This is a genomic window from Streptomyces apricus (genome assembly GCF_008369065.1).
GTDB classification, from domain to species: Bacteria; Actinomycetota; Actinomycetes; order Streptomycetales; family Streptomycetaceae; genus Streptomyces; species Streptomyces apricus.
Map to the genome: position 1 here is coordinate 983,278 of NZ_VDFC01000046.1, position 22,176 is coordinate 1,005,453.

Consider the following 22,176-nt stretch of genomic DNA (forward strand, 5'->3'; position numbering starts at 1 on the left):
GAACAGTTCGGCGTCCGGCACCGACCCGGACGACGCCCGCGCCGACGCGGTGGGTGCGTGCCAGGCGTTCCGCAGGGTTCCGGAACTGAGCGAGGTCTTCAGCGATTCCAAGAGCATTTCCCAGTCCCGGTACGAGCGGGTGGAGGCCGCCGCCGCACTGGCCAAGTCCGCGGCCGCGCTGGACGACCGCTACGACGACCTGGACAAGGCCCTGCAGACCGTGGCGCAACGCGTGGTGACCTTCAACGTCAAGGGCGCGGAGGCGAAGTCCGCCCACGAGAAGGTACGCAGCCTCTGCGCCCCGTACGGCGACTGAGCCCCGACTGCCAGGCGGCACGGCAGAGGCCCGGGTCGGAGTCGGCAGCCTCAGCTCTCCCGCCCGCACTCGAACCACACCGTCTTGCCGCCCCCGGCCCTGGGCTCCACGCCCCACTTGTCGGCCACCGCGCCGAGGATGACCAGCCCGCGGCCGCCCTCCGCGTCGGGTGACGGGTCGGTGGGGGTGACGGGGAGTCGCGGCGACCCGTCCGCGACCTCCACCCGGACACCCGCGCCCTGCCGCAGCAGCAGGAACGTGCAGTGCCGGTCCGGCACATGGCGTACGACGTTGGCGAGCAGCTCGCCGACGCCGAGCTCCACGGCGTCGGCGAGCTCCGGCATGCCCCACTCGCACAGGTACGAGCGGACGATGCAGCGCACGTACCGCGGCGAGTGCTCGCCGACGGTGAGGCTCATGCGGTACCGGGTGGTCGCGGGGCCCGCGAGCGTGGGGGGAATGTAGTAGTTCACGTCACAAGCCTGACCTGGCCTGACTACCCTGGGCTACCAGACGGATACAACCGGTCCCGCCGTGGGCCCAGTTGCCCACCGTGCGAGAGGGGTTCCGCGTGGCCCACATCAACGTCCTCGACCCGGGCGCATCGCCGCTCGACTACTACGGCTTCGAGCTGCGCCGCCACCGGGAGGCCGCCGGCCTGACCCAGAAACAGCTCGGCGACATCGTCAACTACACGGGCTCGCTGGTCGGCCAGATCGAGACGGCCCGCAAGCTGCCCACGCAGGAGTTCAGCGAGCGGGTGGACGCGGCGCTGGGGACGGGCGGGTTGCTGTCACGACTCGTCACCCTGGTGATGCGCAGCCAACTCCCGGCGTGGTTCCAACAGGTGGCGGAGTTGGAGGTGAGGGCGTCGGCCATGTACATCTTCCAACCTCAGCTGGTGCATGGCCTGCTCCAGACGAAGGCATACGCCCAGGCCGTACTGAGCGCAGTGAACAACGACGACCTGGACAGCCGAACCGCCGCACGCATGGCGCGCCAGCACATCTTCGAAAAAGCCAAACCGCCCGTGTTCTGGGCCGTGTTGAGTGAGGCCGTGCTCTACCAGAGGATCGGCGGCAGTGAGGGCATGCGGGAGCAACTGCTGAAGCTGTTGTCCCACGAGAAGAACCCTCGCGTGAATATCCAGGTGCTTCCGTACGACGCGGGAGCCCACGCAGGGCTGATGGGAGCATTCGACGTCTTCCACTTTGCGGGCGATCCGACGATCGTCTACAGCGAGGACTACGAAACGGGGCATCCGACAGCGAATCCTGACGCGGTTGAGTCGCGATCGCTCCGTTACGATCACCTGCAGGCTGCAGCCCTGTCCGTGAGGGACACGGCAGCATTGATCCGGCACGTGGTGGAGGAGCGTTATGGGAACCAACTCACGCCCGACCGGCACCCGGTGGCGTAAGTCGAGTTACAGCGGCGACACGGGCGGCTCGTGCGTCGAGTGCACCCCTCTCGGCCCCCTCGACTGGCGCAAGTCGACGTACAGCGGCGACCAGGGCGGCTCGTGCGTCGAGGTCGCCGACATACCCACCGCCACCCCCTCCATCGCCATCCGCGACTCCAAGAACCCCACGGGCCCCGTCCTCACCCTCGGCCCCGCCGCCTTCTCCAGCTTCCTCAACTGGACGGCGACGGCGGCTGCTTGAGCCCGCTCTTGGGCCCTTGCGAAGGGCGCACCGCGGTCAGCCGCGGAGGACCGTCCGATTCGGGCCGTTGAACGGGGCCAGCGTGGTCACCGTCCTCGGCGTCCGCAGCCCGTCGTTCTCCGTGAAGAGCCGCCGCGCGGCACCGAAAGGCACCGCTCCGGTCGTCACCTCCGGGACGGCGTACGCGAAGAGGTCGCCCTCCAGGCGGTGGAGGGCCAAGTCCCGCGCCGTCCGGGCGAGTTCGCGCGGATCGGCGGGCAGGTCCGCGTACAGCGCAGCGAGGTCCCCGGGGTCGGAGAACGGGCTCTGGGTCACGTAGAAGGCGGCGGTGGCCGAGGCCAGGCGGGGCGTTGGCATGGCCGTCACCGTGTCAAAATTCGCCGGCGAATGTCCACAGCGGGTACCGCCTGCCCGGCCGGCCCGTCCCCTGTCCGGCGACGGCGCGGTCAGGCCCGGCGGCGGTCCGCGGCCTCGATGATGCCGTCGAGACGGGCCAGCGTGGCGGTGAGCCCGTCGATCTGCTCCCTGATGCGGACGCGTTCGGCGTCGAGCACGGCCCGCTGGTGATCGGTGGTGGTGTCGGCGTCCATGCAGGGGATCAGTTCGGCGATGCGGCGGCTGGACAGGCCCGCGGCGTAGAGCTGCTGGAAGGCGCGGACCCGGTCGACGGCGCCCTCGGCGTACTCGCGCTGCCCGCCGGGGCTGCGGCGTACCGGCGTGAGGAGCCCCTGCTCCTCGTAGTAGCGCAGCGCGCGGACGCTCACCCCGGAGCGCCGGGCGACCTCTCCGATGCGCATGTGCCCCTCTTCCCGCCTTTGCCGCCGGAACCCCGGCCCAGGACTTGAACCTGACGTCAACGGCAGGTTCTAGCGTACGGGACATGAGCACACCGAACACGAACCGCACCACCCGTATCGAGGGCGCCGTCGCGCTCGTGACCGGCGCCAACCGAGGGCTGGGCCGCCACTTCGCCCGGCAGCTCCTGGAGCGCGGCGCGGCACGCGTGTACGCGGCCGCCAGGCGTCCGGAGTCGGTCGATCCGGGCGGCCTCCCCGGCCTCGTACCGCTGCGGCTGGACATCACGGACGGCGACGGGGTCCGGGCGGCGGCCGGGACCGCGGCCGACGTGACGCTCCTGGTGAACAACGCCGGGGTCACCCACTTCACCGGCCTCCTCACCGCCGACCCGGCGGCCCTGCGCGCGGAGATGGAGACGAACTTCTGGGGCGCCCTGGCCGTCGTACGGGCGTTCGCCCCGGTGCTCGCGGCCAACGGGGGCGGGACGATCCTCAACGTGCTGTCCGCGCAGTCCTGGCACGCCTCCCCGGGCAACAACGGCTACCACGCGAGCAAGGCGGCCCAGTGGGCGCTGACGAACGGCCTGCGGATGGAGCTCGCCGACCGGGACACGCTCGTGACCGGGCTGCACCTGGGAGCCGTCGACACCGACTTCAGCGCCGGTTACGACGGACCCAAGGGGGACCCGGCCGCCACCGTCAGGGCCGCTCTGGACGGGATCGAGGCGGGGGCGGCCGAGGTGATCGCCGACGCCTGGAGCGCGCACGTCAAGAAGTCACTGGCAAAGGACCCGGTCCGGCTGCACGACGAGATCCGGGCGGGCGTCATCTGACCGGATCGACCACCCCGGCCCGGATCGACCGCCCCGGCCCGGATCGACCGCCCCGGCCCGGATCGCCGGGCGCGAGCGCGGGTCCCGGGGAAGGGCGCCGGGCCGGCGCCTCCCACCCGCGCCTCCCACCCGCGCGGACTACTTCGTGACGGCCGGCACCGAGGGAAGCGGATTCCGCTCGGGCCGGGCGACGGGGAACGTCACCCCGGTGAGGTCCTCGGAGACGGTCCACAGCCGCTGCTGGACAGCCGCGTCGTACGACTGCGCGCTGGACGTGACCAGCCGGGGGTGGCCCTTGACCTCGCCGCGTCCGCCGGGGCCGTAGTACTGGCCGCCGAGCGCGGCGGGGTCGGTGGCGGCGCGCAGGGTCGGCAGCGCGCCCATCGCCGGCGTCTGGGTGATCAGCGGCGCGAGCCAGGTGAGGGGGAGCCGGAGGCCGGCGGGGGTGTTGCGGGCGAGCTCGGTGCTGGACAGGCCGGGGTGCGCGGCCAGCGCGACGGTGGTGCCGTGCGCGGCGAGCCGGCGCTGCAGCTCGTAGGTGAACATCAGGTTGGCCAGCTTGGACTGGCCGTAGGCGCCGACGCGACTGTACGACCGCTCCCACTGCAGGTCGTCGAAGTGGATCGCGGCCCGGATGCGGTGGCCGGTGCTGCTGACCGTCACGACGCGTGACCCGGGCACCGGCAGCATCAGGTCCAGCAGCAGTCCGGTGAGCGCGAAGTGGCCGAGGTGGTTGGTGCCGAACTGCATCTCGAAGCCGTCCCGGGTGGTCCGCTTCGGGGTGTACATCACACCGGCGTTGTTGATCAGCAGGTCGAGCCGGTCGAACCGGGACCGCAGCGCCGCCGCCGCGGTCCGGACGGAGTCGAGCGAGGTCAGGTCCAGCGCCTGCACGCTCACGTCGCCGCTCATGCGGGCCGCGGCCTGCTCGCCCTTCGCCACGTCGCGCACGGCGAGCACCACGGACGCCCCGCGCCCGGCGAGCGCCCTGGCGGTCTCGTACCCCAGTCCGGTGTTGGCCCCGGTCACCACGGCCACCCGCCCGCGCCGGTCCGGAATGTCCGCCGTCGTCCACTTCTCACTCATGCCAGGCTCCCGCCTCGTTAAGTACCGGAGGTACCTTGTGCCGTCGACGTTAAAGTACTCCCGGTACGTTGTCAACGTACCGGAGGTACCTAAGCTAGGCTGGTGATCGTGACGTTCCAGCGGGCGCGAACCGAAGAGCAGCGGGAGATCCGTCGCCGGGCGATCCTCGACACGGCGTCGGCCATGCTGAACGAGATGCCCGTCGCCGCAGTCACCCTGAACGAGCTCAGCCGTCGGGTGGGCCTGGCGAAGCCGAACGTGCTGCGCTACTTCGAGTCCCGTGAGGCGGTGCTGCTGGAGCTGCTGGACCGCTTCCTGCAGGAATGGCTGACGGAGCTGGCGGGCGAGCTGGCCGCCGGCGTCGACGAGGACCTCCCCATGGCCGGGCGGGCGACGGCGGTGGCCGGGATCCTCAGCCGCTCGCTCTCCGGCCGGGTGGTGCTGTGCGACCTCTTCGGCGCACAGGGCAGCGTCCTGGAGCACAACGTCTCCGTCGAGGTCGTGACGCGTTACAAGCGCGCCTCCCTGGACCGCCTGACGACCATGAGCGGCCTGATCCGGAAGTACCTGCCGGAACTGGGCGAGGACGCCATCCTGTTCAGCCTGCAGACCATGGTCCTGGCCGGCGCGCTGTCGGCGTACAGCACGCCCCCGCCCAGCCTGCAGGCGGCCTACCGGGCAGAGCCCGAGCTGGCCCGCTTCCACCTGCAGCTGGAGGACGCCCTGAAGCTGTCCCTGAACGCCACCCTCCTGGGCGTGCTGCCCCGCGGCTGACCCGCGTCGCCGGGCACCGCCCTCCGCGGTCGTACGTTCCGGGAGACCTCGCTCCCGCTACGGCGCCGTCTGCTCGCTCTCCCCCGGCACCGCGTACCCGGGCACCGAGGGCCACCGCACCGTCAGCACCACCGACTCGTCCTCCGCGACCCAGGAGTGGTCCACCCCCTTGCCCCAGACGACGTAGTCGCCCTGTTCCTCCAGCAGCACGCTGCGGCCCGGGAACTCCATGCGGAAGCGGCCCGAGACGAGGACCAGGAGGGCCGTGCGCACCTCGCCCTCCACCCACTGCGCCCGGCGCTCACCGCGCGGGTGGACGCCCCACTTCACCTCCAGGGCCTCGCTGTGGCGGGGATCGCCGGGCTCCCTGAAGTGCCCGAGCAGCCAGCCCCGGTCCAGTGCCGCGTCCTTGCCCGCGTTGCCCACGTACACGCCGTCCGCGCCGTCCGCGCCGTCCGGGCCCTTCGCATCGTCCACGCCGTCGTCCATGCGTCCGCACGCTAGCGCAGCCGGATGCGGAGTCGGTTCCGGGGCGGGCCCGTTCACCGAGCGCTCACCCGAGGGACTCGTGCAGCAGGCGCGCCGCCACCGCCGCCCCGTCCGTGCGGACCCGGGCGCCCAGCGCCTGTGCCCGCGCCCGGGTCTCCGGGGCCAGGGCCGTCTTGACCGCGAGGTCCAGGGCGTCGTCGCTCAGGGTCGGGCCGTCGAGCGCCGCGCCGAGGTCCAGGGCCGCCACCCGGCCCGCCCAGTACGGGTTGTCCGCCAGCCGCAGGGGCACCACCACCTGCGGCGCGCCCGCCCGGGCGGCCGTCACCGTCGTGCCGGCGCCGCCGTGGTGCACCACCGCGGCCACCCGGGGGAACAGGGTCTGGTGGCTGACCTCGCCGACGGCGAAGCAGTCGTCGCGGCCGTCGGCCAGCTCCAGGCCGGCCCAGCCGCGCGAGACGAGTACGCGGCGGCCCTGGGCCCGGATCGCCTCCACGGTCCTGCGGGCGATGTCCGGCGCCGGGGTGATGCTGCCGAAGCCCACGTAGACCGGCGGGGKGCCGGCGTCCAGGAACGCCGACAGGTCGGCGGGGAGCGGGCGTTCGTCCGGCAGGAACCACGCGCCGGTCTGGGTCACGTCCAGGCCCGGGACCTCGCGCCACGCCCCCAGGACCGGGTCTGCCGCCAGCCACGGCCGGTGGCTGTAGACGTGGTCGCGGACGTGGTCCACCGGGGGCAGGCCGAGCGTGGCCCGGTGGCCGTTGAGCGGCTCGCGGAACTGCGCGTCCACGCTCCGGGCGTCCAGCTCCCACAGCGCCAGGTTGTCGTCCGCCTCCGGCTCCGGCCAGCCCGGCCGCGGCGGCGGCGCGTGGTGCGGCGACGGCAGGTTGACCGCGGCGTAACACACGTACACGTAACGGATGTCGGCGGCCTCGGCCACCGACCGCGCGGCGATCTGCGCCAGCCCGGCCGCGACCAGCGCGTCGCACCCGTCGGCCGCCGCGGGGAAGGCCTCGAACTGCGCGTCGAGCATCTCGGCACGGTAGCGGGCCAGCTCCTCGGCCGACGGTACGCCCGTCTCGCCCATCAGCTCCTTCACCGGCGGCCCGACCGGCACCAGGTCCACGCCGAGACCGGCCAGCCGCCGCGCGAACTCCTCGTCGGGCGGGGCGCACATGCGCACCTCGACGCCGCGTTCCCGCAGCCGCACCGCGAGCGCGACCAGCGGTTCGACGTCGCCCCGCGTGCCGTACGTGGACAGCAACACCCGCATTCCGCAACCTCTTTCGTCCCGTCACCGACTGTGCCGTCGACTGCGACGCGTCCGCCCCGGCGGGTGCGCGGCAGCAGTGTACGACGCCTCGTACGGGGCGCGGCAGTGATCCACGATCACCCGAACACCGTTCGGCGGAGGGCGATTTGCCCTCTCGCGCGGGCCGTCCCCAGTGGCTACGGTGATCTCCGGCGGGCCCTCGGGGCTCCCGCTCGCCCACGCACCCCGAAGGGGATCGCATGCATCCTTCGTCCGTGCCCGTCCCCGACGTGTCGGTGGTCCTGCCCTGCGCCGGGTTCGGCACCCGCTTCGGTGCGCCCTACTCGAAGGAACTGCACTGTCTGGCCCCCGGGGTCACCGTGCTGGACCGCAGCCTGGAAGCTGTCGTCGAGCTGGCCCGGAGCGGGCTCGCGGTGCGTCTGGTCGTCGTGTTCGAGACGCACAAGCTGGACACGGTGAGCTATCTGGCGCGCTACGCCAAGACCCTCCAGATCGTCTTCGTCTACCAGGACCAGTCGGAGCAGCCGGAACTCGACGGCGCGGTCCGCTCCGCCCTGCCGATGACGCACGGCCCGGTGGCCCTCGTGCTGCCGGACATCGTTGTCACGGGTGCGGGCAGCTCCAACAGCCTGCTCACCGCCCTGCGGCACACGGAGACGGCGGGCTGGAGCGTGGTGGCCGCCGAGGAGCGCGACCCCGACACGCTGCGGCAGATGGGCGCCCTGGCCCTGGTGGGGAGCGACGGCGCCAGGACGGTCGCGGCGGCCGTCGACAAGCCGGCCGACCCCTCGGCGTACAACGCGTTCTGGGGCATGGTGGCGGTCTCCGAGGAGAACGCGCACCGGCTGCCGGACGTGGTGGCCAAGGGGGCGGACAGCCCCCTGCCCGGCGCGGCGGCCGTCCTGGTGGAGGGGATCACCAACTACAACACGGTGGCGGGCTGACCCCCCGGCGGGCGTCCCCGCAGCCGCCGGACGGTGCCCCTACAGCCGCTGGATGATCGTCCCCGTCGACAGCGCCCCGCCCGCGCACATCGTGATCAGCGCGAACTCCTTGTCCGTGCGCTCCAGTTCGTGCAGTGCGGTGGTGATGAGGCGGGCCCCCGTGGCCCCCACCGGGTGGCCCAGCGCGATCGCGCCCCCGTTCACGTTCACCTTCTCCAGGTCCTGCCCGAAGACCTGCGCCCAGCTCAGCACCACCGACGCGAAGGCCTCGTTGACCTCGACGAGGTCGATGTCCTTGAGGGTCATGCCGGCCTTGCCCAGGACGGCCTTCGTCGCGTCGACCGGGCCGTCGAGGTGGAAGTGCGGGTCGCAGCCGACCAGCGCCTGCGCCACGATCCGGGCGCGCGGGCGCAGCTTCAGCGCCCGCGCCATCCGCTTGGACGCCCACAGGACGGCGCAGGCGCCGTCGGAGATCTGGGAGGAGTTGCCCGCGGTGTGGACGGCCGTCGGCATAACCGGCTTCAGGCCCGCCAGGGCCTCCATCGAGGTGTCCCGCAGCCCCTCGTCGCGGTCGACCAGCCGCCACATGCCCTGTCCGGCGCCCTGTTCGTCCTCCGTGGTCGGCACCTGCACGGCGAACGTCTCGCGCTTGAAGCGCTCCTCCGCCCAGGCGACGGCCGCCCGCTCCTGCGAGAGGAGGCCCAGCGCGTCCACGTCCTCACGCGTCAGGCCGCGGTGGCGCGCGATCCGCTCCGCCGCCTCGAACTGGTTGGGCAGGTCCACGTTGGCCTCGTCGGGGAACGGCTTGCCCGGCCCGTGCTTGGACCCGGAGCCCAGCGGCACCCGCGACATGGCCTCCGCCCCGCAGGAGATCCCGATGTCGATCACACCCGCCGCGACCATGTTGGCGACCATGTGCGAGGCCTGCTGGGAGGACCCGCACTGGCAGTCGACCGTGGTCGCCGCCGTCTCGTACGGCAGCCCCATGGTCAGCCAGGCCGTGCGCGCCGGGTTCATGGACTGCTCGCCGGCGTGGGTGACCGTGCCGCCGACGATCTGCTCGACGCAGTCCGCGTGGATGCCGGTGCGGCCGAGGAGTTCGCGGTAGGTCTCGCCCAGCAGGTAGGCGGGGTGCAGGTTGGCGAGCGCGCCGCCGCGCCTGCCGATGGGGGTGCGCACGGCTTCGACGATCACGGGTTCCGCGGCCATGGGGAGTCCTCTCCTCGGGTCACCCGCGCGGCGCGGGCGTCCCGGCCCACCCGCCACGCTGAACTAGTACGCGTTCTAGTTCTGCTTGCAGTCTGCTGACCCGGCGTCCGTCACCGCAAGGGTCGTGCAGCCCCCGAAGCGCGATCTGCGGGGCGCGATCCACACCGCGCCACCCGGCAATTCGGGTCGCCGTACCCCTTGCCTCTTGTAGAACCCGTTACTACCTTCACGGCAGTTCCCGGTTACTGATGGGCCGTCAGAACCCGACGTCGTACGACCTGGAGGCCCCGATGCCCTGTCCGGCCCTGCCCGACGGGTTCGACCCCACCGATCCCGACCTGCTGCACCACCGCGTCCCCCTCCCGGAGTTCGCCGAGCTGCGCCGGGCCGAACCGGTCCGCTGGATCCCCCAGCAGCCGGGCCTGGCGGGCTTCCAGGACGAGGGCTACTGGGCCGTCACCCGGCACGCCGACGTCAAGTACGTGTCCACGCACCCCGAGCTGTTCTCCTCCACCCTCAACACCGCGATCATCCGCTTCGGTCCGCACATGGAGCGGGACGCGATCGACGCGCAGCGGCTGATCCTGCTCAACATGGACCCGCCCGAGCACACCCGGGTCCGCCAGATCGTCCAGCGCGGCTTCACCCCGCGGGCCGTCCGAGCCCTGGAGGACAACCTCCACGCGCGCGCGGGCCGCGTGGTCGGGGACGCGCTCGCACAGGCCGGTCCCGGCGGCTCCTTCGACTTCGTCACCCGCGTCGCCAGCGAGCTGCCGCTGCAGGCGATCGCCGAGCTCATCGGCATCCCGCAGGACGACCGCGCCAAGGTCTTCGACTGGTCCAACAAGATGATCGCGTACGACGACCCGGAGTACGCGATCACCGAGGAGATCGGCCAGGAGGCCGCCACCGAGATCCTCGCCTACGCGATGAACATGTCGGCCGACCGCAAGCAGTGCCCCGCCGAGGACATCGTCACCACGCTGGTGGCCGCCGAGGACGAGGGCAACCTGGCCTCCGACGAGTTCGGCTTCTTCGTGCTGATGCTGGCCGTCGCGGGCAACGAGACGACCCGCAACGCCATCACGCACGGCATGCACGCCTTCCTCACCCACCCCGACCAGTGGGACCTCTACAAGCGGGAGCGCCCGGCGACCGCCGCGGAGGAGATCGTCCGGTGGGCCTCCCCCATCGTCGCCTTCCAGCGCACGGCCACCCGGGACACCGAACTGGGCGGCAAGCGGATCCTCAAGGGCGACCGCCTCGGCCTCTTCTACTCCTCCGCCAACAACGACCCGGAGGTCTTCGACGATCCCGGGGTCTTCGACATCGAGCGCGACCCGAACCCGCACCTGGGCTTCGGGGGCGGCGGCCCGCACTTCTGCCTCGGCAAGTCCCTGGCCACCCTGGAGATCGACCTCATCTTCCACGCGATCGCCGACGCCATGCCCGGCGTGCGGCTGGCCGGGGACCCGCGCCGGCTGCGCTCGGCCTGGCTCAACGGCATAAAGGAACTGCAGGTCACAGCCGGTTGAGCGGGATGCGGCCGGGCTCCGCGGCAGGTGGTGAACGATTTCGATCCGTCGAGCGTCTTTACAGGTGGCACAGACACATCACACCTTCGAAGACTTCGAACGGAAACGCCGAGCCGTGGTCCCAGCCGAACTGTCCCCCGTCCGGTACGAGAGCGCCGCACGCTCCCGGAAGCGGGACCTCCGACCGGTTCTGCGCCGCCGTCTGCAGCGGCACCGGGTGCCGCTGCTCGCCACGCTGCCGACCGTGCCGCTGTACGTCCTGTGGTGGCTCTTCCTCGCCACCGGCGGCGGTGATCTCGCCGCGCAGGAGGCCTGGGCCGACTTCGCGTCCCGGCACGGCGGTTCGGCGTACAGCCTCTTCTGGTACGGCGGGATGCACACCGCCAACTACAGCCTGATCTCGCCCTATCTGATGGCCGCCTTCGGGGTGCGGACGGTCACCGTGGCGGCCGGGCTGCTGGCCGCCTGGCTGGCCGCGGCCCTGATCGTGCGCACGGGGATACGCCGTCCCCTGGGCCCCGCGCTGCTCGCGTCGCTCGCCCTGTGGTGCAACGTCGCCTCGGGGCGTACGACGTTCGCGCTCGGCGTCGCGCTGGGGCTCGCGGCCTGTGTGCTGCTGACCCGCGAGCGGCGCATACCGCTGGCCGTGGCGTACGCGGCCCTCGCGACCATGGCGAGCCCGGTGGCGGGCCTGTTCCTGGTCGTCGCGGGCGCCGGCCACGCCCTCGTGCGGGACCGGGCGCGGGCCGCCGCGCTGATCGCGCCCCCGGTCGTGGTGGTCGGCACGACGACACTGCTCTTCCCCTTCACCGGCGAGCAGTTGATGCCCGCCGCCCGGATCTGGCCCCCGGTGCTGATCGGGGTCGCCGTGCTGACGCTGGCCCCGCGCGGCTGGCGGGTGCTGCGCTGGAGTGCCGTCGTGTACGCGGCCGGGACGGTCCTCACCTACCTGGTGCCCTCGCCGGTGGGCACGAACGTGGAGCGCCTCGCGGAGCTGTTCGCGCCGGCCGCTTTGCTGGCCGCGCTGCTCGCGGTGCCCGCCGCCCCGCGGCGCGCCGTCGCCGGCACCGGCAGCGGGGACGAGGGGGCCGTGCTGTGGCGCAGTCGCCGGCGGCGGCGCGTGGCGCTGACGATGGCGCTGGTGTTCTCCGTGGGCTGGGTCGGCAAGAAGACCGTCGACGACCTGGAGGTGTCCACGGTGGTGCCGGCCTGGGCGCACGACACCACCGGCGTCGTGACGGCCCTGGACCGGCTCGGCGCCGACCGCACCCGGGTCGAGGTGGTCCCGGCCCGCAACCACCGCGAGGCGACCGCGCTGGCCCCGCACGTGAACCTGGCCCGGGGCTGGAACCGCCAGCTCGACATGGAGCGCGGCCGGCTCTTCTACGACGGCACGTTCTCGGAGGAGACCTACCGGGCCTGGCTGGACCGGTGGGCGGTCGGCTTCGTCGTCCTGCCCGAGGGGAAGCCGGACGGCTTCGCCGAGGACGAGGCGCGCCTGGTCAGGAACGGCACGCCGTGGCTGGAGCCGGTGTGGCGCGACCCGAACTGGCGGGTCTACCGGGTGCGGGACGCGGTGCCCCTGGTGTCGCCGCCCGCCACGGTCGTGCGGGCCGACAGCGCCGAGGTCGTGGTGCGCGTCCCGCGCCCCGGCGCGGTCACCGTCCGGGTCGCCTTCTCCCCCTGGCTGTACGCGGAGGGCGGCTGCCTCACCGAGGACGACGGGTTCGCCCGGCTGACGGTGACCGGGCCGGGCGAGTACCGGATCAGCTCGGGGTACGGCCCTTCGCCGGGGCCGGCTCCGCGCTGCTGACCTGCCCGGCCGCCCCGGTCGCCCCCGTCTTCGCGTCCCCGGTCTCCCCGGCCGCTCCGGTCTCCTCGGCTGTTCCGGTCTTCGCGTCCCCGGTGGTCCGTCCGTCCGTGACCGGTGGCGTGAGGGCCCGGGGGCGGGGGCCCTGGAGCAGGTAGGTCAGGCCGAAGCCGGCGCCGACGACGGCCGCGCCGCCCACCGCGTCCAGCACCCAGTGGTTGCCGGTCGCCACGATCGCGGAGACCGTGAACAGCGGGTGCAGCAGCCCGAGGACCTTCATCCACCACCTGGGGGCCAGGATCGCGATGACGAGCCCGCACCACAGCGACCAGCCGAAGTGCAGCGAGGGCATCGCCGCGTACTGGTTGGTCAGCGCGGTCAGCGTGCCGTAGTCCGGCTGGGAGAAGTCCTGCACGCCGTGCACGGTGTCGATGAAGCCGAGGCCGGGCATCAGCCGCGGCGGGGCCAGCGGGTAGAGCCAGAACCCGACGAGCGCGAGCAGCGTGGCGAAGCCGAGCGCCGAGCGCGCCCAGCGGTAGTCGGCGGGGCGGCGGGCGTACAGGACGCCCAGGACGCTCAGCGGGACCACGAAGTGGAACGACGTGTAGTAGAAGTTGAAGAAGTCCTCCAGCCACCCCACCTTGACCACGGTGTGGTTGACCCAGTGCTCGATGTCGATGAAGAGGAACTGCTCGATCGAGTGGATCTGTTCGCCGTGCCGCTCGGCGGTGGCCCGGCCCCCGGTGTTGGTGCCCCCGGTCGCCGCGAGCCTGACCTGCTGGTAGGCGGAGTAGCCGACGCGGATCAGCAGCAGTTCGAGGAGCAGGTTCGGGCGGGTGAGGACCCGGCGCAGGAACGGCAGCAGGGGGACGTGCTTCCAGCGCGTGGGCACCGGCCGCGCGTACCGCGTCGGGACCGGTGCGTGGTAGTGCTCGGAGGTGCGGGACAGGAAGGGGACCGCGGTCGCCGCGGCGAGGGCCGCGAGCAGGACGACGTTGTCGCGCAGCGGGTAGAGGAACGCCATGTTCGGCAGCATCATCTTCGCCGGCAGGGTCATCACGAGGACGACGGCGACCGGCCACACGTACCGGTCGCCCGCCTTCCTGCCGACGCGGCCCGCCATCGCGAGCAGGACCCACAGGAGCTGGTGCTGCCAGGTGGTGGGCGCCACCGCGACGGCGACGCAGCCGGTGACGGCGACGGCGAGCAGCAGCTGCCCGTCGCGGGCGTAGCGCACGGCGCGGCGCAGGCCGAGCACGGTGACCGCGGCGGCCAGCACCAGGAAGAGCGCGATCTCCAGCGGGCCCTCGACACCGAGCCGCAGCAGCGCCCCGTGCAGGGACTGGTTGGCGAGGTCGTCGGCGCGCCCGCCGAGCCCGACCCCGGCCAGGTGGTGCACCCAGTAGGTGTACGAGTCGTGCGGCATCGCCGCCCACGCGAGCGCGGTGGCCGCGGCGAAGGTGAGGCCGGTGGAGACGGCGGCCCGGCGGCGGCCGGTGAACCACAGGAGGGGCGCGAACAGCAGGACGGTCGGCTGCAGGGCGGCCGCGAGGCCGATGAGCAGCCCGCTCGTCCGCTCCCCGCGTACGGCGAAGCAGCCGAGGAGCACCAGCAGGACCGGGATGACGCTGGTCTGGCCGAGGTACAGGGTGTTGCGCACGGGCAGGGACAGCATGAGCAGGCTGACCGCGACCGGCGCGGCCAACAGGGCCGTGCGGCGGCTCACGGGCTGCGGCAGGGCGCGGGCGGCGACCAGGCCCAGGGCGACCACCAGCAGCAGGGTGCCGAAGGTCCAGCCCCAGCCGAGGGCCTGTTCGGCCGCCCTGGTGAGGGGTTTGAGGACCAGGCCGCTGAAGGGGGTGCCCGTGAACCGGGTGGAGTCGTAGAGCGAGCCGTTCACGTGCAGCACGCCCTGGGGGCCGACCCAGGTCTCCAGGTCGGTCAGGCGTTCGCTGTCCGGTGCGCGCAGGACGGCGGCGACCTGTCTCACCGCCAGGACGGCGGCGATCAGCCACAGCCCCGCGCGGACCAGGCTCAGCCGTGCCGTCGCCGCTCCGTGCCCCGTCCCGAAGGCCTCACCTGGTCGTCCACCGTGCTCCACGTTCGCCACGCGCCGTCGGACCTCCGCCCCGTTCGTCCCCTGTGTCGCATGAGGTCTGATGAGCCCCATGAGTCTTGTGCGCCTGTTTCCTCTTCGAACCCTAAGAGGCTCGCACCGCCCCCGTTGTGAGACGCGGGCAACCCCCTCTTCACCTGACGTCCTCCCGATTTTTGTCCCGATGGAGGTGTTGTAAGGCCGGAGGAGCCCCCTGCCGCGCCGCCACGCGGGGCCGTGACGGGAATACAACCACCCGATCCGTGGGTGACCGGCTATATTCGGGCAACGGAAGTGTTTAGTTCAGCTAACTAGACAGAAGGAAGGTCCGACCCATGACCGAGCCGCAGCTCTGGCACGACGTGGACGACTACTTCACCGAACTCCTCGCACCGCCGGACGCCGCCCTGACCGACGCGCTGCGCGACAGCGACGCCGCCGGCCTCCCGGCGATCAACGTCGCCCCCAACCAGGGCAAGCTGCTGCACCTGCTCGCCGCGGTCCAGGGGGCGGGCCGCATCCTGGAGATCGGCACGCTGGGCGGCTACAGCACCATCTGGCTGGCCCGCGCGCTGCCCGAGGACGGCAGGCTGATCACCTTCGAGTACAGCGAGCAGCACGCCGAGGTGGCCCGCCGCAACCTCGCGCGGGCCGGCCTGGACAAGGTCACCGAGGTCCGGGTGGGACCGGCCCTGGAGGGCCTGCGGGAGCTGGCCGCCGAGCGGCCCGCCCCGTTCGACCTGGTCTTCATCGACGCGGACAAGGTGAACAACCCGCGGTACGTGGAGTGGGCGCTGGAGCTCACCCGCCCGGGCAGCCTGATCATCCTCGACAACGTCGTGCGCGGGGGCGCCGTCACCGACGCCACCAGCCAGGACCCGAGCGTGCGCGGCACCCGCGAGGCGCTGGACCTCTTCGCCTCGCACCCGAAGCTGACCGCCACGGCGATCCAGACGGTGGGGGTGAAGGGGTACGACGGGTTCGCACTGGCGCGGGTGCTGCCCTAGGCGGCGCGGCGGAGGCCGCGCAGGGACGCCACGGGGCGGAGGCCGCGGAGGGACGCCGTGGGGCGGAGGCGGCCGTGGGGCGGAGGCCGGGCGGGGAACCGCCTCAGTCCTCCAGGTAGAAGCCCACGTTCACGCTACGCGGGCCCGTGCGGTCCACGATGACCAGCTCGCCCGCGCCGCCCTCGGGCAACCTCGCCGTCCCGCCGTACGGGAGGGCCTGCTGGGCGTCGCCCACCAGCGCGAAGCGCACCTCGGAGGAGGGGTCGTCGTGCGAGCCCCGCAGCCAGGTCACCTGCCAGGTCCCCTCGGGCCCGCACAGGAACTCCAGGTGGACCCGCGAGACGAACAGCCAGTCGTCGGGCGTCGCGAGGCGGCACACGCCCCGGTCGCGCCCCACCCGCAGCACGGCGCCCGGCTCGCTCGGCGCGTCCGCCATCTGCATCCCGGCCGTCGCGCCGGCGTCGGCCCCGGACACCGTGGCCATGGTCAGTTCGAGCACGTGCGCTCCTTCGTTCCGCGCGTTCCCGCGGTCCCATTGTGCCGCGCCGGTACGCGGTGGGCGCCCGGCGACGTGTCGCCGCCGAATGATAGATCGCCGGGCCGTGCACCGTCCGGCACGGTGACATATCGTCCGGCCACCGCCGGGTGCCCTTTGGCACACTGGACACATGACCGAGCGAAAGCCACCCGGCGTCAGCTTCGAGTCCTGGGTCGACCGGCAGATCCGCGAGGCGGAGGCCCGCGGGGAGTTCGCCCACCTCCCCGGCGCGGGCGAGCCGCTGCCGGACGGCCTCGACACGTCGTACGACGAACTGTGGTGGATCAAGCGGAAGATGGCCCGCGAGGGCCTGTCGGTGCTGCCGCCGACCCTGGCCCTGCGCAAGGAGGCGGAGGACGCCCTGAAGGCGGCCGCCGCGGCGCCCTCCGAGCGGGCGGTGCGCCGGATCGTCACGGAGATCAACGCCAAGATCCGCGACATGATGTTCAAGCCCCCGCCGGGCCCGCCCCTGGGCCTCAAGCCGTACGACGTGGAGGAGATCGTCCGCGAGTGGCACGCGGCCCGCACGGACTGACTCCACCGGGCCGACCCCGCCCGAACGGTTACGGGCGAACGATTCCGGGCGCCCGCGCACGCATGAGGCCCCGCCCGGGATGTCGTCCGGGCGGGGCCTCATACGCGGTGCGGGTCGTGCGCGCCGTGCGGGTCGTACGGGTCGTACGGGTCGTACGACCCGTCGCGCACGCGGGTGCGGCGGGACGGCGGCCGGGGTCAGATCCTCAGCAGGCGTTCGGCCAGTTCGCGGTAGTCCTTCAGGGCCAGACGCAGCTGCTCCGTGTCCGCCTTCTCGCCGCCCTGCCAGGACGTGCGCAGGGCGCGGCGGCGCTGGGTGACGGCGTCGGTGAACCGCTCCGCCACCTCCTGGAGCACCTTGTCCGCCTCCTCGACCGAGCCCTTGGGCCCGTCGACGAACCCGGTGACCGCGTGCTGCAGCCGCAGCGACCACTTGTCGCCCTCGTCGTGCGGCATGAGCCGCCCGCTGGTGCCCGACGGGGTCCCGGCGGTCACCCGCGCCTCGGCGCCCAGGAGGCCCTCGCGGGACGCACCGGTCCTGCCGCCCGTGGCCTTGCCGGTGGCGCCGCCCGGAGCCGACGGGCGGTCGTGCCCGGCCGGACCCGGTCCGGCCGGCACCGGCTGACCGTCGACGACCGTGTCGCGGCCCTCACGGGCCCGTTCCTGCGCCGCCGTCTCCCGGTCGCCCAGGGCACCGCCCCGGTCGCCCTGGCCCGGGGACACCGGCACCGGCTCGCCGTCGACGACCGTGTCCCGGCCGTCCCGGTCGTCGCGGACGCGCTCCTGCGGCGCCGTGTCACGGCCGTCGCGGATCCGCTCCTGCGGCGCCGTGTCACGGCCGTCGCGGATCCGCTCCTGCGGCGCCGTGTCACGGCCGTCGCGGATCCGCTCCTGCGGCGCCGTGTCGCGGCCGCCCAGGACACCGTCCCGGGCGCCCGAACCGGCCCGGTCCGTGCCGGGCGTCCTCGTCGGGTCCTCTCGCCCGTCCCGCTGCCGCCCGTCCCGGGACTGCCCTGCGATGTTGTCCGGCATGCGTCTCAACTCCCCTTCACGTGACGCCGGTTAAGCGCCCACGGCGCATGCGAGCGGCCGCGGGTGCGGTCGTCGGCGGACGTGCCCGCGGGCGCGTCCTCGTCCTTCCGCAGCCGCGCCTCGCCGTCGCGGGCGGAGGTGGTCAGGTTCTCGAACAGGCCGCGGGCCTCGACCAGCGCCTCACGCAGCTCCTCGGTGTCGGGCCGGCCGGCGGCGCCGTTCGCGTGCGCGGCCAGGTGAACCCGCCGGTAGCCGTTCACGTGGTGCGCGTGGTGCACGGACAGCGCGGAGAGCTGCTCCTCGTAACGGTCACCGGCCGGGAACCCGCGCGCACCCGCCACCTCGGCGATCAGCCGGTCCGCCTCGACGACGGCGTCCCGCGGCGAGTCAACGAACTGCTCCTGCACCGCGGTCCAGCGGACCGCGTACCGCTCCCGCGCCGCGGGGTCCAGCGGCTGCTCACGCAGCGAACCGTGCCGCTGCACCCGCTCCTCCAGCTCACGCTCGGCGGCCTTGGTGTCGCCGTCGTGCCGGGCGACCGCCCGGTCGTACTCGGGTCCGAAGCGCTTCTTCAGACCACGCCCGCCGCCCGCCCCGCGGGCCATCACTTGCCGAGCGATCACGGCGGCGACAAGGGCCACCGCGATCACGATCAGAACGATGATCACGCCTGTGGACATGGATTGCCTTCCGGGTTCTGGGCCCAGTGGGCCGGTTCTTCGGATCGGATTGCCCGGACTCCGGCGTGCAAACGGGCGCCGCGCAATCCGGTCCGCGGGTCCGGCCCGGTCACCTCACCCGGTGCGCCGCGACCGCCCGGCGGGCCCCGACACCGCTTCCTCGTAAGGCTGTTCGGCGTCGGAACCGCACAACTCGGCGTTCAGCTCCGCCACCAGACGGATCAGGTCGGTCGGCCGGTCCGGCCCCCACCAGTCGCCGAGCAGTTCGGCGAGGGACTCCTCCCGGGCGGCGGCCAGCCGGTCGGCCACCGCGCGGCCCTTCTCCGTCAGGAGCAGGCCGTGCCCCTCGCGTACGGCGAGACGCCGCTCCTCCACCTGCCGCGCGGCCGTGATGACGACCTGCAGGGGCACCCCGCTGTGCTCGGCGAGCGCGGCGGGTTCGGCCCACCCGTGGCGCCTGACGCGCAGCAGCAGCCAGCTCGCGGCGGGCAGCAGGTCGTACCCGGCGCGGGCGGTGATCTTCTCGTAGACCTGCCGCCGCCCCTCCCGGCTGCCCAGCACGGACAGCGCCCGGCAGACCTCGTCGTATGAGGAGCGCTCCACGGGGTTGCTGGCGAGGGTCTGGGTGGCGTCCGGCGCCGTCACCGAGCCGCGCAGCGTGTCCTCGCGCAGGAACCAGGCGAGCACGAAACCGACCAGGGCGACCGGGGCCGCGTACAGGAAGACGTCCGTGATGGAGGTGGCGTACGCCTCGACGACGGGCGGCCGGAGCGCGGCCGGCAGCTCGGAGATGATCTTCGGGTCGGACTTCAGCGCGTCGGCGCCCAGGCCCGCCGGGAGCTCCCGTCCGCGCAGGACGTCGCCCAGTCTGTCGGCCAGGCGGCTCGCGAAGAGCGAGCCGAAGACGGCGACGCCGAACGAGGCGCCGATGGAGCGGAAGAAGGTGGCGCCGGAGGTCGCGACGCCCAGGTCCTCGTAGGAGACGGCGTTCTGCACGATCAGGACGAGGACCTGCATGACCAGGCCGAGTCCCAGGCCGAACACCAGGAAGGATCCGCTCATCGCGGCCGTGGAGCTGTCCGCGCCGAGCCGGTGCAGGAGCAGCAGCCCGAGGGCCGTCACGGCGGTGCCCGCGACCGGGAACACCTTCCAGCGGCCCGTGCGGCTGACGATCTGCCCGGAGACGGTCGAGGAGAGCAGCAGCCCGGCCACCATCGGCAGCATGTGCACACCCGACATGGTGGGCGACACACCGTGGACGACCTGCAGGAACGTCGGCAGGTACGTCATGGCGCCGAACATCGCGAAGCCGACGACGAAGCTGATCACCGCGGCGAGGACGAAGGTGCGGATGCGGAACAGCTTCAGCGGGAGCACCGGTTCCGCGGCGCGGCGCTCGACGGCCACGAACGCCACGGCGAGGACGGCGCCGAGGACCGCGAGGCCGATGATCCGCGGCGAGGACCAGGCCCAGGTGGAGCCGCCCAGCGAGGCGACGAGGACCAGGCAGGTGGCGACGGCCGCGATCAGGAACGTACCGAGGTAGTCGATCGTGTGCCGCCGGGAGCGGACCGGGACGTGCAGGACGGCGGCGATGACGGCGAGCGCGACGACGCCGACGGGGAGGTTGACGTAGAAGACCCAGCGCCAGCTCAGGTGCTGCGTGAACAGCCCGCCGAGCAGCGGTCCGAGGACACTGGTCGCACCGAAGACGGCGCCGAACAGGCCCTGGTAGCGGCCTCGTTCGCGGGGCGGGACGAGGTCGCCGACGATCGCCATCGACAGCACGATGAGCCCGCCGCCGCCGAGGCCCTGGAGGGCGCGGAAGGCGATCAGCTGGGACATGTCCTGCGCCATGCCGCACAGCGCCGAGCCGATCAGGAAGATCACGACGGCGATCTGGAAGAGCTTCTTGCGCCCGTACTGGTCGCCGAGCTTGCCCCAGAGCGGGGTGGCGGCCGTGGAGGCCAGCAGGTAGGCGGTGACGACCCACGACAGGTGGTCGAGGCCGCCGAGGTCGCTGACGATGGTCGGCAGCGCGGTCGACACGATCGTCTGGTCGAGCGCGGCGAGCAGCATCCCGAGGAGCAGCGCCCCGATCGGGACGAGGACCGCGCCCCGGGCCGTTCTCTTCCCTGCGTCAGCGCCCCGTGCGTCCGCGCTCCGCGTGTCCGCGCTCCGTACGTCCGCTTTCCGTACGTCCGCGGCGTCCCCGCCGCGCGCATCCTCGGCCATGTGGACCTCCCGGCCAGGAGTCGTCAGTTCCGTGATCCCGAATCCCGTTCCCCCTCCATCCTGGTCGGTGTGACCTGTTATGGCCTGTTGAATCCGGCCAGGAGTCGCCAATTCCGGGGGTAACCCGGAGATTGTGTGGAGGCGGTCTGCATAATCGCTGGAGTTCGTACGGGGAGGGATCCACACGTGAGCGACCGGAGCGGTCACATATGCCCTGAATGCGGGGCACCTTGGGAGCCGGGAGGCTCTCCGACCTGCGGCTGCGCGCGCAGAGCGGCGGACGAGCTCCTGCAGACCCGCACCGCCGAGGCGGCCGCCGCGGAGGACTTCGACCCGCTGCGGATACGCCCCTACGTGGACCTGGCCGTGCAGCCGGAGGGGTCCGGGACGGGCGGGGGCACGCAGGAGCCGGGCGCGGACGGTTCGACCGTCCCGATCCCGGCGGTCGCGGCCCCTTCGATCCCGGCCCAGCGCTCCGCCTCCCCGTCCGGGCCCACCGACTTCCCTGAGAGGGAGAGGGAGAGCGACAGCGAGGACGAAGGCGGGAACGGGAGCCGCCGCCGGCGCTTCGTCCTCGTGGGCGCGGGGGCCACCGCGGTGGTGGTGGCCGCGGCCGGGTTCGCGAGCGGGCTGTTCTCGTACGAGTCGCCGTCGCGCGGCAGCGCCACCCCGGACGACCTGCGCGCGAGCGTGCCGGACGCGTCCGTGGCGGAGCCGTCGCCGTCGGGGTCAGGCTCCCCGTCCGGGTCGCCCTCCCCGTCCACCTCCGGGTCCGCGTCCGCGTCGACCGAAGGGAGTGCCGCGCCGGAGGCCTCGGACTCGTCGACGGCCTCGGCCTCCGCGTCGTCCCGGGCGACCGCGACGAAGGGGGCGCCTCCGGCCGAGGACCCGACGAACACGGCCGAGCCGTCCCCGACCCCGACGGAGCGGGTCGAGCCGCCGGTCCTGCGGCCCGGCGACGAGGGTCCGGAGGTGGTCGAACTGCAACTGCGGCTCAAGCAGTTGGCGATGTACGTGGGCGAGGCGGACGGCGACTACGACAACCGGACCGAGAACGCGGTACGCACGTACCAGCTCACCCGGGGCATCAAGGACGCCCAGGGCGTGTACACGCAGGAAACCCGCGAACGCCTGGAATCAGAAACATCGAAGCCGTAGGCGCTGCGCGGCTGACGAAGATTTTCAAGGTGCGGCTTGGTGGGGGCTGGCCGCGCAGTTCCCCGCGCCCCTAAAAGCGCGGGCCCCTTCTTTAGGGGCGCGGGGAACTGCGCGCTCAGCCCCCGACAACCCGCACGAGAACACGACCACCAGCCCCCACCCCCCAGGGG

24 protein-coding genes are annotated in these 22,176 nt (G+C 72.9%); 11 read left to right on the plus strand and 13 right to left on the minus strand.

Features of this window, described 5'->3' with window-relative positions:
• The coding region (locus FGF04_RS40190; protein WP_188114206.1) for a hypothetical protein at positions 1–316 on the plus strand (316 nt) is incomplete at its 5' end.
• A 50-nt stretch (positions 317–366) separates the two neighbouring features.
• On the opposite strand, the gene FGF04_RS24560 is transcribed toward FGF04_RS40190, so the two are convergent.
• Positions 367–789: an ATP-binding protein gene (locus FGF04_RS24560; protein WP_235882471.1), complete on the minus strand. Its 423-nt coding sequence runs from the start codon at positions 787–789 to the stop codon at positions 367–369.
• A 98-nt stretch (positions 790–887) separates the two neighbouring features.
• Between FGF04_RS24560 and FGF04_RS24565 the strand changes: the two genes are divergently transcribed.
• Positions 888–1,736, plus strand: coding sequence for a helix-turn-helix domain-containing protein (locus FGF04_RS24565; protein WP_149513429.1), 849 nt, complete (start codon positions 888–890; stop codon positions 1,734–1,736).
• Positions 1,696–1,980, plus strand: coding sequence for a DUF397 domain-containing protein (locus FGF04_RS24570; RefSeq protein ID WP_149513430.1), 285 nt, complete (start codon positions 1,696–1,698; stop codon positions 1,978–1,980). Before FGF04_RS24565 ends, FGF04_RS24570 begins: the two co-directional genes overlap by 41 nt.
• Positions 1,981–2,016: 36 nt before the next feature.
• Here the strand turns inward: FGF04_RS24570 and FGF04_RS24575 are convergent, their stop codons facing one another.
• A complete protein-coding gene (locus FGF04_RS24575; protein ID WP_149513431.1) occupies positions 2,017–2,337 on the minus strand; it encodes a hypothetical protein in 321 nt (106 codons plus the stop codon).
• Positions 2,338–2,426: 89 nt separating this feature from the next.
• A complete protein-coding gene (locus FGF04_RS24580; protein ID WP_149513432.1) occupies positions 2,427–2,777 on the minus strand; it encodes a MerR family transcriptional regulator in 351 nt (116 codons plus the stop codon).
• 83 nt (positions 2,778–2,860) lie between these two features.
• On the opposite strand from FGF04_RS24580, the gene FGF04_RS24585 reads away from it, so the two are divergent.
• Positions 2,861–3,610 (plus strand): SDR family oxidoreductase, encoded by a 750-nt coding sequence (locus FGF04_RS24585; protein WP_149513433.1) that lies wholly within the window; start codon positions 2,861–2,863, stop codon positions 3,608–3,610.
• A gap of 138 nt (positions 3,611–3,748) precedes the next feature.
• On the opposite strand, the gene FGF04_RS24590 is transcribed toward FGF04_RS24585, so the two are convergent.
• The gene (locus FGF04_RS24590) at positions 3,749–4,696 is read right to left on the minus strand and encodes an SDR family NAD(P)-dependent oxidoreductase (RefSeq protein ID WP_149513434.1); all 948 of its coding nucleotides are present in this window, start codon (positions 4,694–4,696) and stop codon (positions 3,749–3,751) included.
• Positions 4,697–4,804: 108 nt separating this feature from the next.
• Here FGF04_RS24590 and FGF04_RS24595 point away from each other — a divergent pair, with 108 nt between their 5' ends.
• Positions 4,805–5,470 carry a TetR/AcrR family transcriptional regulator gene (locus FGF04_RS24595; RefSeq protein ID WP_149513435.1) on the plus strand — a complete coding sequence of 222 codons (666 nt, stop codon included), beginning with the start codon at positions 4,805–4,807 and terminating at the stop codon, positions 5,468–5,470.
• A 57-nt stretch (positions 5,471–5,527) separates the two neighbouring features.
• On the opposite strand, the gene FGF04_RS24600 is transcribed toward FGF04_RS24595, so the two are convergent.
• Positions 5,528–5,959 carry a cupin domain-containing protein gene (locus tag FGF04_RS24600; RefSeq protein ID WP_149513436.1) on the minus strand — a complete coding sequence of 144 codons (432 nt, stop codon included), beginning with the start codon at positions 5,957–5,959 and terminating at the stop codon, positions 5,528–5,530.
• Between the two features lie 64 nt (positions 5,960–6,023).
• Entirely contained in the window at positions 6,024–7,229 is a 1,206-nt protein-coding gene (locus FGF04_RS24605; protein WP_149513437.1) for a glycosyltransferase, read from the minus strand.
• Positions 7,230–7,468: 239 nt separating this feature from the next.
• Between FGF04_RS24605 and FGF04_RS24610 the strand changes: the two genes are divergently transcribed.
• Positions 7,469–8,173: a glycosyltransferase family protein gene (locus tag FGF04_RS24610; RefSeq protein ID WP_223146401.1), complete on the plus strand. Its 705-nt coding sequence runs from the start codon at positions 7,469–7,471 to the stop codon at positions 8,171–8,173.
• A gap of 39 nt (positions 8,174–8,212) precedes the next feature.
• Here FGF04_RS24610 and FGF04_RS24615 read toward each other — a convergent pair whose 3' ends face one another.
• Entirely contained in the window at positions 8,213–9,382 is a 1,170-nt protein-coding gene (locus FGF04_RS24615; protein ID WP_149513438.1) for a steroid 3-ketoacyl-CoA thiolase, read from the minus strand.
• Between the two features lie 290 nt (positions 9,383–9,672).
• Here FGF04_RS24615 and FGF04_RS24620 point away from each other — a divergent pair, with 290 nt between their 5' ends.
• Positions 9,673–10,917, plus strand: a complete 1,245-nt coding sequence (locus FGF04_RS24620) for a cytochrome P450 (protein WP_149513831.1) — start codon at positions 9,673–9,675, stop codon at positions 10,915–10,917.
• Between the two features lie 115 nt (positions 10,918–11,032).
• Positions 11,033–12,730 carry a hypothetical protein gene (locus tag FGF04_RS24625; protein WP_235882472.1) on the plus strand — a complete coding sequence of 566 codons (1,698 nt, stop codon included), beginning with the start codon at positions 11,033–11,035 and terminating at the stop codon, positions 12,728–12,730.
• Here FGF04_RS24625 and FGF04_RS24630 read toward each other — a convergent pair.
• On the minus strand, positions 12,684–14,837 hold the full coding sequence (locus FGF04_RS24630; protein ID WP_149513439.1) for a bifunctional glycosyltransferase 87/phosphatase PAP2 family protein: 2,154 nt from the start codon (positions 14,835–14,837) through the stop codon (positions 12,684–12,686). The genes FGF04_RS24625 and FGF04_RS24630 overlap by 47 nt on opposite strands.
• Positions 14,838–15,157: 320 nt before the next feature.
• Here FGF04_RS24630 and FGF04_RS24635 point away from each other — a divergent pair, with 320 nt between their 5' ends.
• The gene (locus FGF04_RS24635; RefSeq protein WP_149513440.1) at positions 15,158–15,829 is read left to right on the plus strand and encodes an O-methyltransferase; all 672 of its coding nucleotides are present in this window, start codon (positions 15,158–15,160) and stop codon (positions 15,827–15,829) included.
• 103 nt (positions 15,830–15,932) lie between these two features.
• On the opposite strand, the gene FGF04_RS24640 is transcribed toward FGF04_RS24635, so the two are convergent.
• Positions 15,933–16,328, minus strand: coding sequence for a hypothetical protein (locus FGF04_RS24640; protein ID WP_149513441.1), 396 nt, complete (start codon positions 16,326–16,328; stop codon positions 15,933–15,935).
• Positions 16,329–16,497: 169 nt separating this feature from the next.
• On the opposite strand from FGF04_RS24640, the gene FGF04_RS24645 reads away from it, so the two are divergent.
• Complete coding sequence (locus tag FGF04_RS24645; protein WP_149513442.1) at positions 16,498–16,902, plus strand: DnaJ family domain-containing protein; 405 nt, start codon at positions 16,498–16,500, stop codon at positions 16,900–16,902.
• Between the two features lie 197 nt (positions 16,903–17,099).
• On the opposite strand, the gene FGF04_RS42095 is transcribed toward FGF04_RS24645, so the two are convergent.
• The 4 genes from FGF04_RS42095 to FGF04_RS41240 all read right to left on the minus strand — a co-directional run bounded on the left by FGF04_RS42095 (position 17,100) and on the right by FGF04_RS41240 (position 21,747).
• Complete coding sequence (locus FGF04_RS42095; protein WP_408055655.1) at positions 17,100–17,933, minus strand: hypothetical protein; 834 nt, start codon at positions 17,931–17,933, stop codon at positions 17,100–17,102.
• 5 nt (positions 17,934–17,938) lie between these two features.
• Positions 17,939–18,613 carry a hypothetical protein gene (locus FGF04_RS24655; RefSeq protein ID WP_149513443.1) on the minus strand — a complete coding sequence of 225 codons (675 nt, stop codon included), beginning with the start codon at positions 18,611–18,613 and terminating at the stop codon, positions 17,939–17,941.
• Positions 18,614–18,727: 114 nt separating this feature from the next.
• Positions 18,728–20,848: an MDR family MFS transporter gene (locus tag FGF04_RS24660; RefSeq protein ID WP_149513444.1), complete on the minus strand. Its 2,121-nt coding sequence runs from the start codon at positions 20,846–20,848 to the stop codon at positions 18,728–18,730.
• Between the two features lie 350 nt (positions 20,849–21,198).
• Positions 21,199–21,747, minus strand: a complete 549-nt coding sequence (locus tag FGF04_RS41240; RefSeq protein WP_235882473.1) for a hypothetical protein — start codon at positions 21,745–21,747, stop codon at positions 21,199–21,201.
• A 73-nt stretch (positions 21,748–21,820) separates the two neighbouring features.
• Between FGF04_RS41240 and FGF04_RS41245 the strand changes: the two genes are divergently transcribed.
• The gene (locus FGF04_RS41245) at positions 21,821–22,006 is read left to right on the plus strand and encodes a peptidoglycan-binding domain-containing protein (RefSeq protein ID WP_235882474.1); all 186 of its coding nucleotides are present in this window, start codon (positions 21,821–21,823) and stop codon (positions 22,004–22,006) included.
• Positions 22,007–22,176: the final 170 nt, after the last annotated feature.

Coding starts and splice junctions, on each gene's coding strand:
- FGF04_RS24580 (WP_149513432.1), bottom strand. CDS start 2,777: ATGCGCATCGGAGAGGTCGCCCGGCGCTCCGGGGTGAGCGTCCGCGCG.
- FGF04_RS24590 (WP_149513434.1), bottom strand. CDS start 4,696: ATGAGTGAGAAGTGGACGACGGCGGACATTCCGGACCGGCGCGGGCGG.
- FGF04_RS24635 (WP_149513440.1), top strand. CDS start 15,158: ATGACCGAGCCGCAGCTCTGGCACGACGTGGACGACTACTTCACCGAA.
- FGF04_RS24610 (WP_223146401.1), top strand. CDS start 7,469: ATGCATCCTTCGTCCGTGCCCGTCCCCGACGTGTCGGTGGTCCTGCCC.
- FGF04_RS24575 (WP_149513431.1), bottom strand. CDS start 2,337: ATGCCAACGCCCCGCCTGGCCTCGGCCACCGCCGCCTTCTACGTGACC.
- FGF04_RS24655 (WP_149513443.1), bottom strand. CDS start 18,613: ATGTCCACAGGCGTGATCATCGTTCTGATCGTGATCGCGGTGGCCCTT.
- FGF04_RS24570 (WP_149513430.1), top strand. CDS start 1,696: ATGGGAACCAACTCACGCCCGACCGGCACCCGGTGGCGTAAGTCGAGT.
- FGF04_RS42095 (WP_408055655.1), bottom strand. CDS start 17,933: ATGCCGGACAACATCGCAGGGCAGTCCCGGGACGGGCGGCAGCGGGAC.
- FGF04_RS24600 (WP_149513436.1), bottom strand. CDS start 5,959: ATGGACGACGGCGTGGACGATGCGAAGGGCCCGGACGGCGCGGACGGC.
- FGF04_RS24620 (WP_149513831.1), top strand. CDS start 9,673: ATGCCCTGTCCGGCCCTGCCCGACGGGTTCGACCCCACCGATCCCGAC.
- FGF04_RS24585 (WP_149513433.1), top strand. CDS start 2,861: ATGAGCACACCGAACACGAACCGCACCACCCGTATCGAGGGCGCCGTC.
- FGF04_RS24645 (WP_149513442.1), top strand. CDS start 16,498: ATGACCGAGCGAAAGCCACCCGGCGTCAGCTTCGAGTCCTGGGTCGAC.
- FGF04_RS24660 (WP_149513444.1), bottom strand. CDS start 20,848: ATGGCCGAGGATGCGCGCGGCGGGGACGCCGCGGACGTACGGAAAGCG.
- FGF04_RS24615 (WP_149513438.1), bottom strand. CDS start 9,382: ATGGCCGCGGAACCCGTGATCGTCGAAGCCGTGCGCACCCCCATCGGC.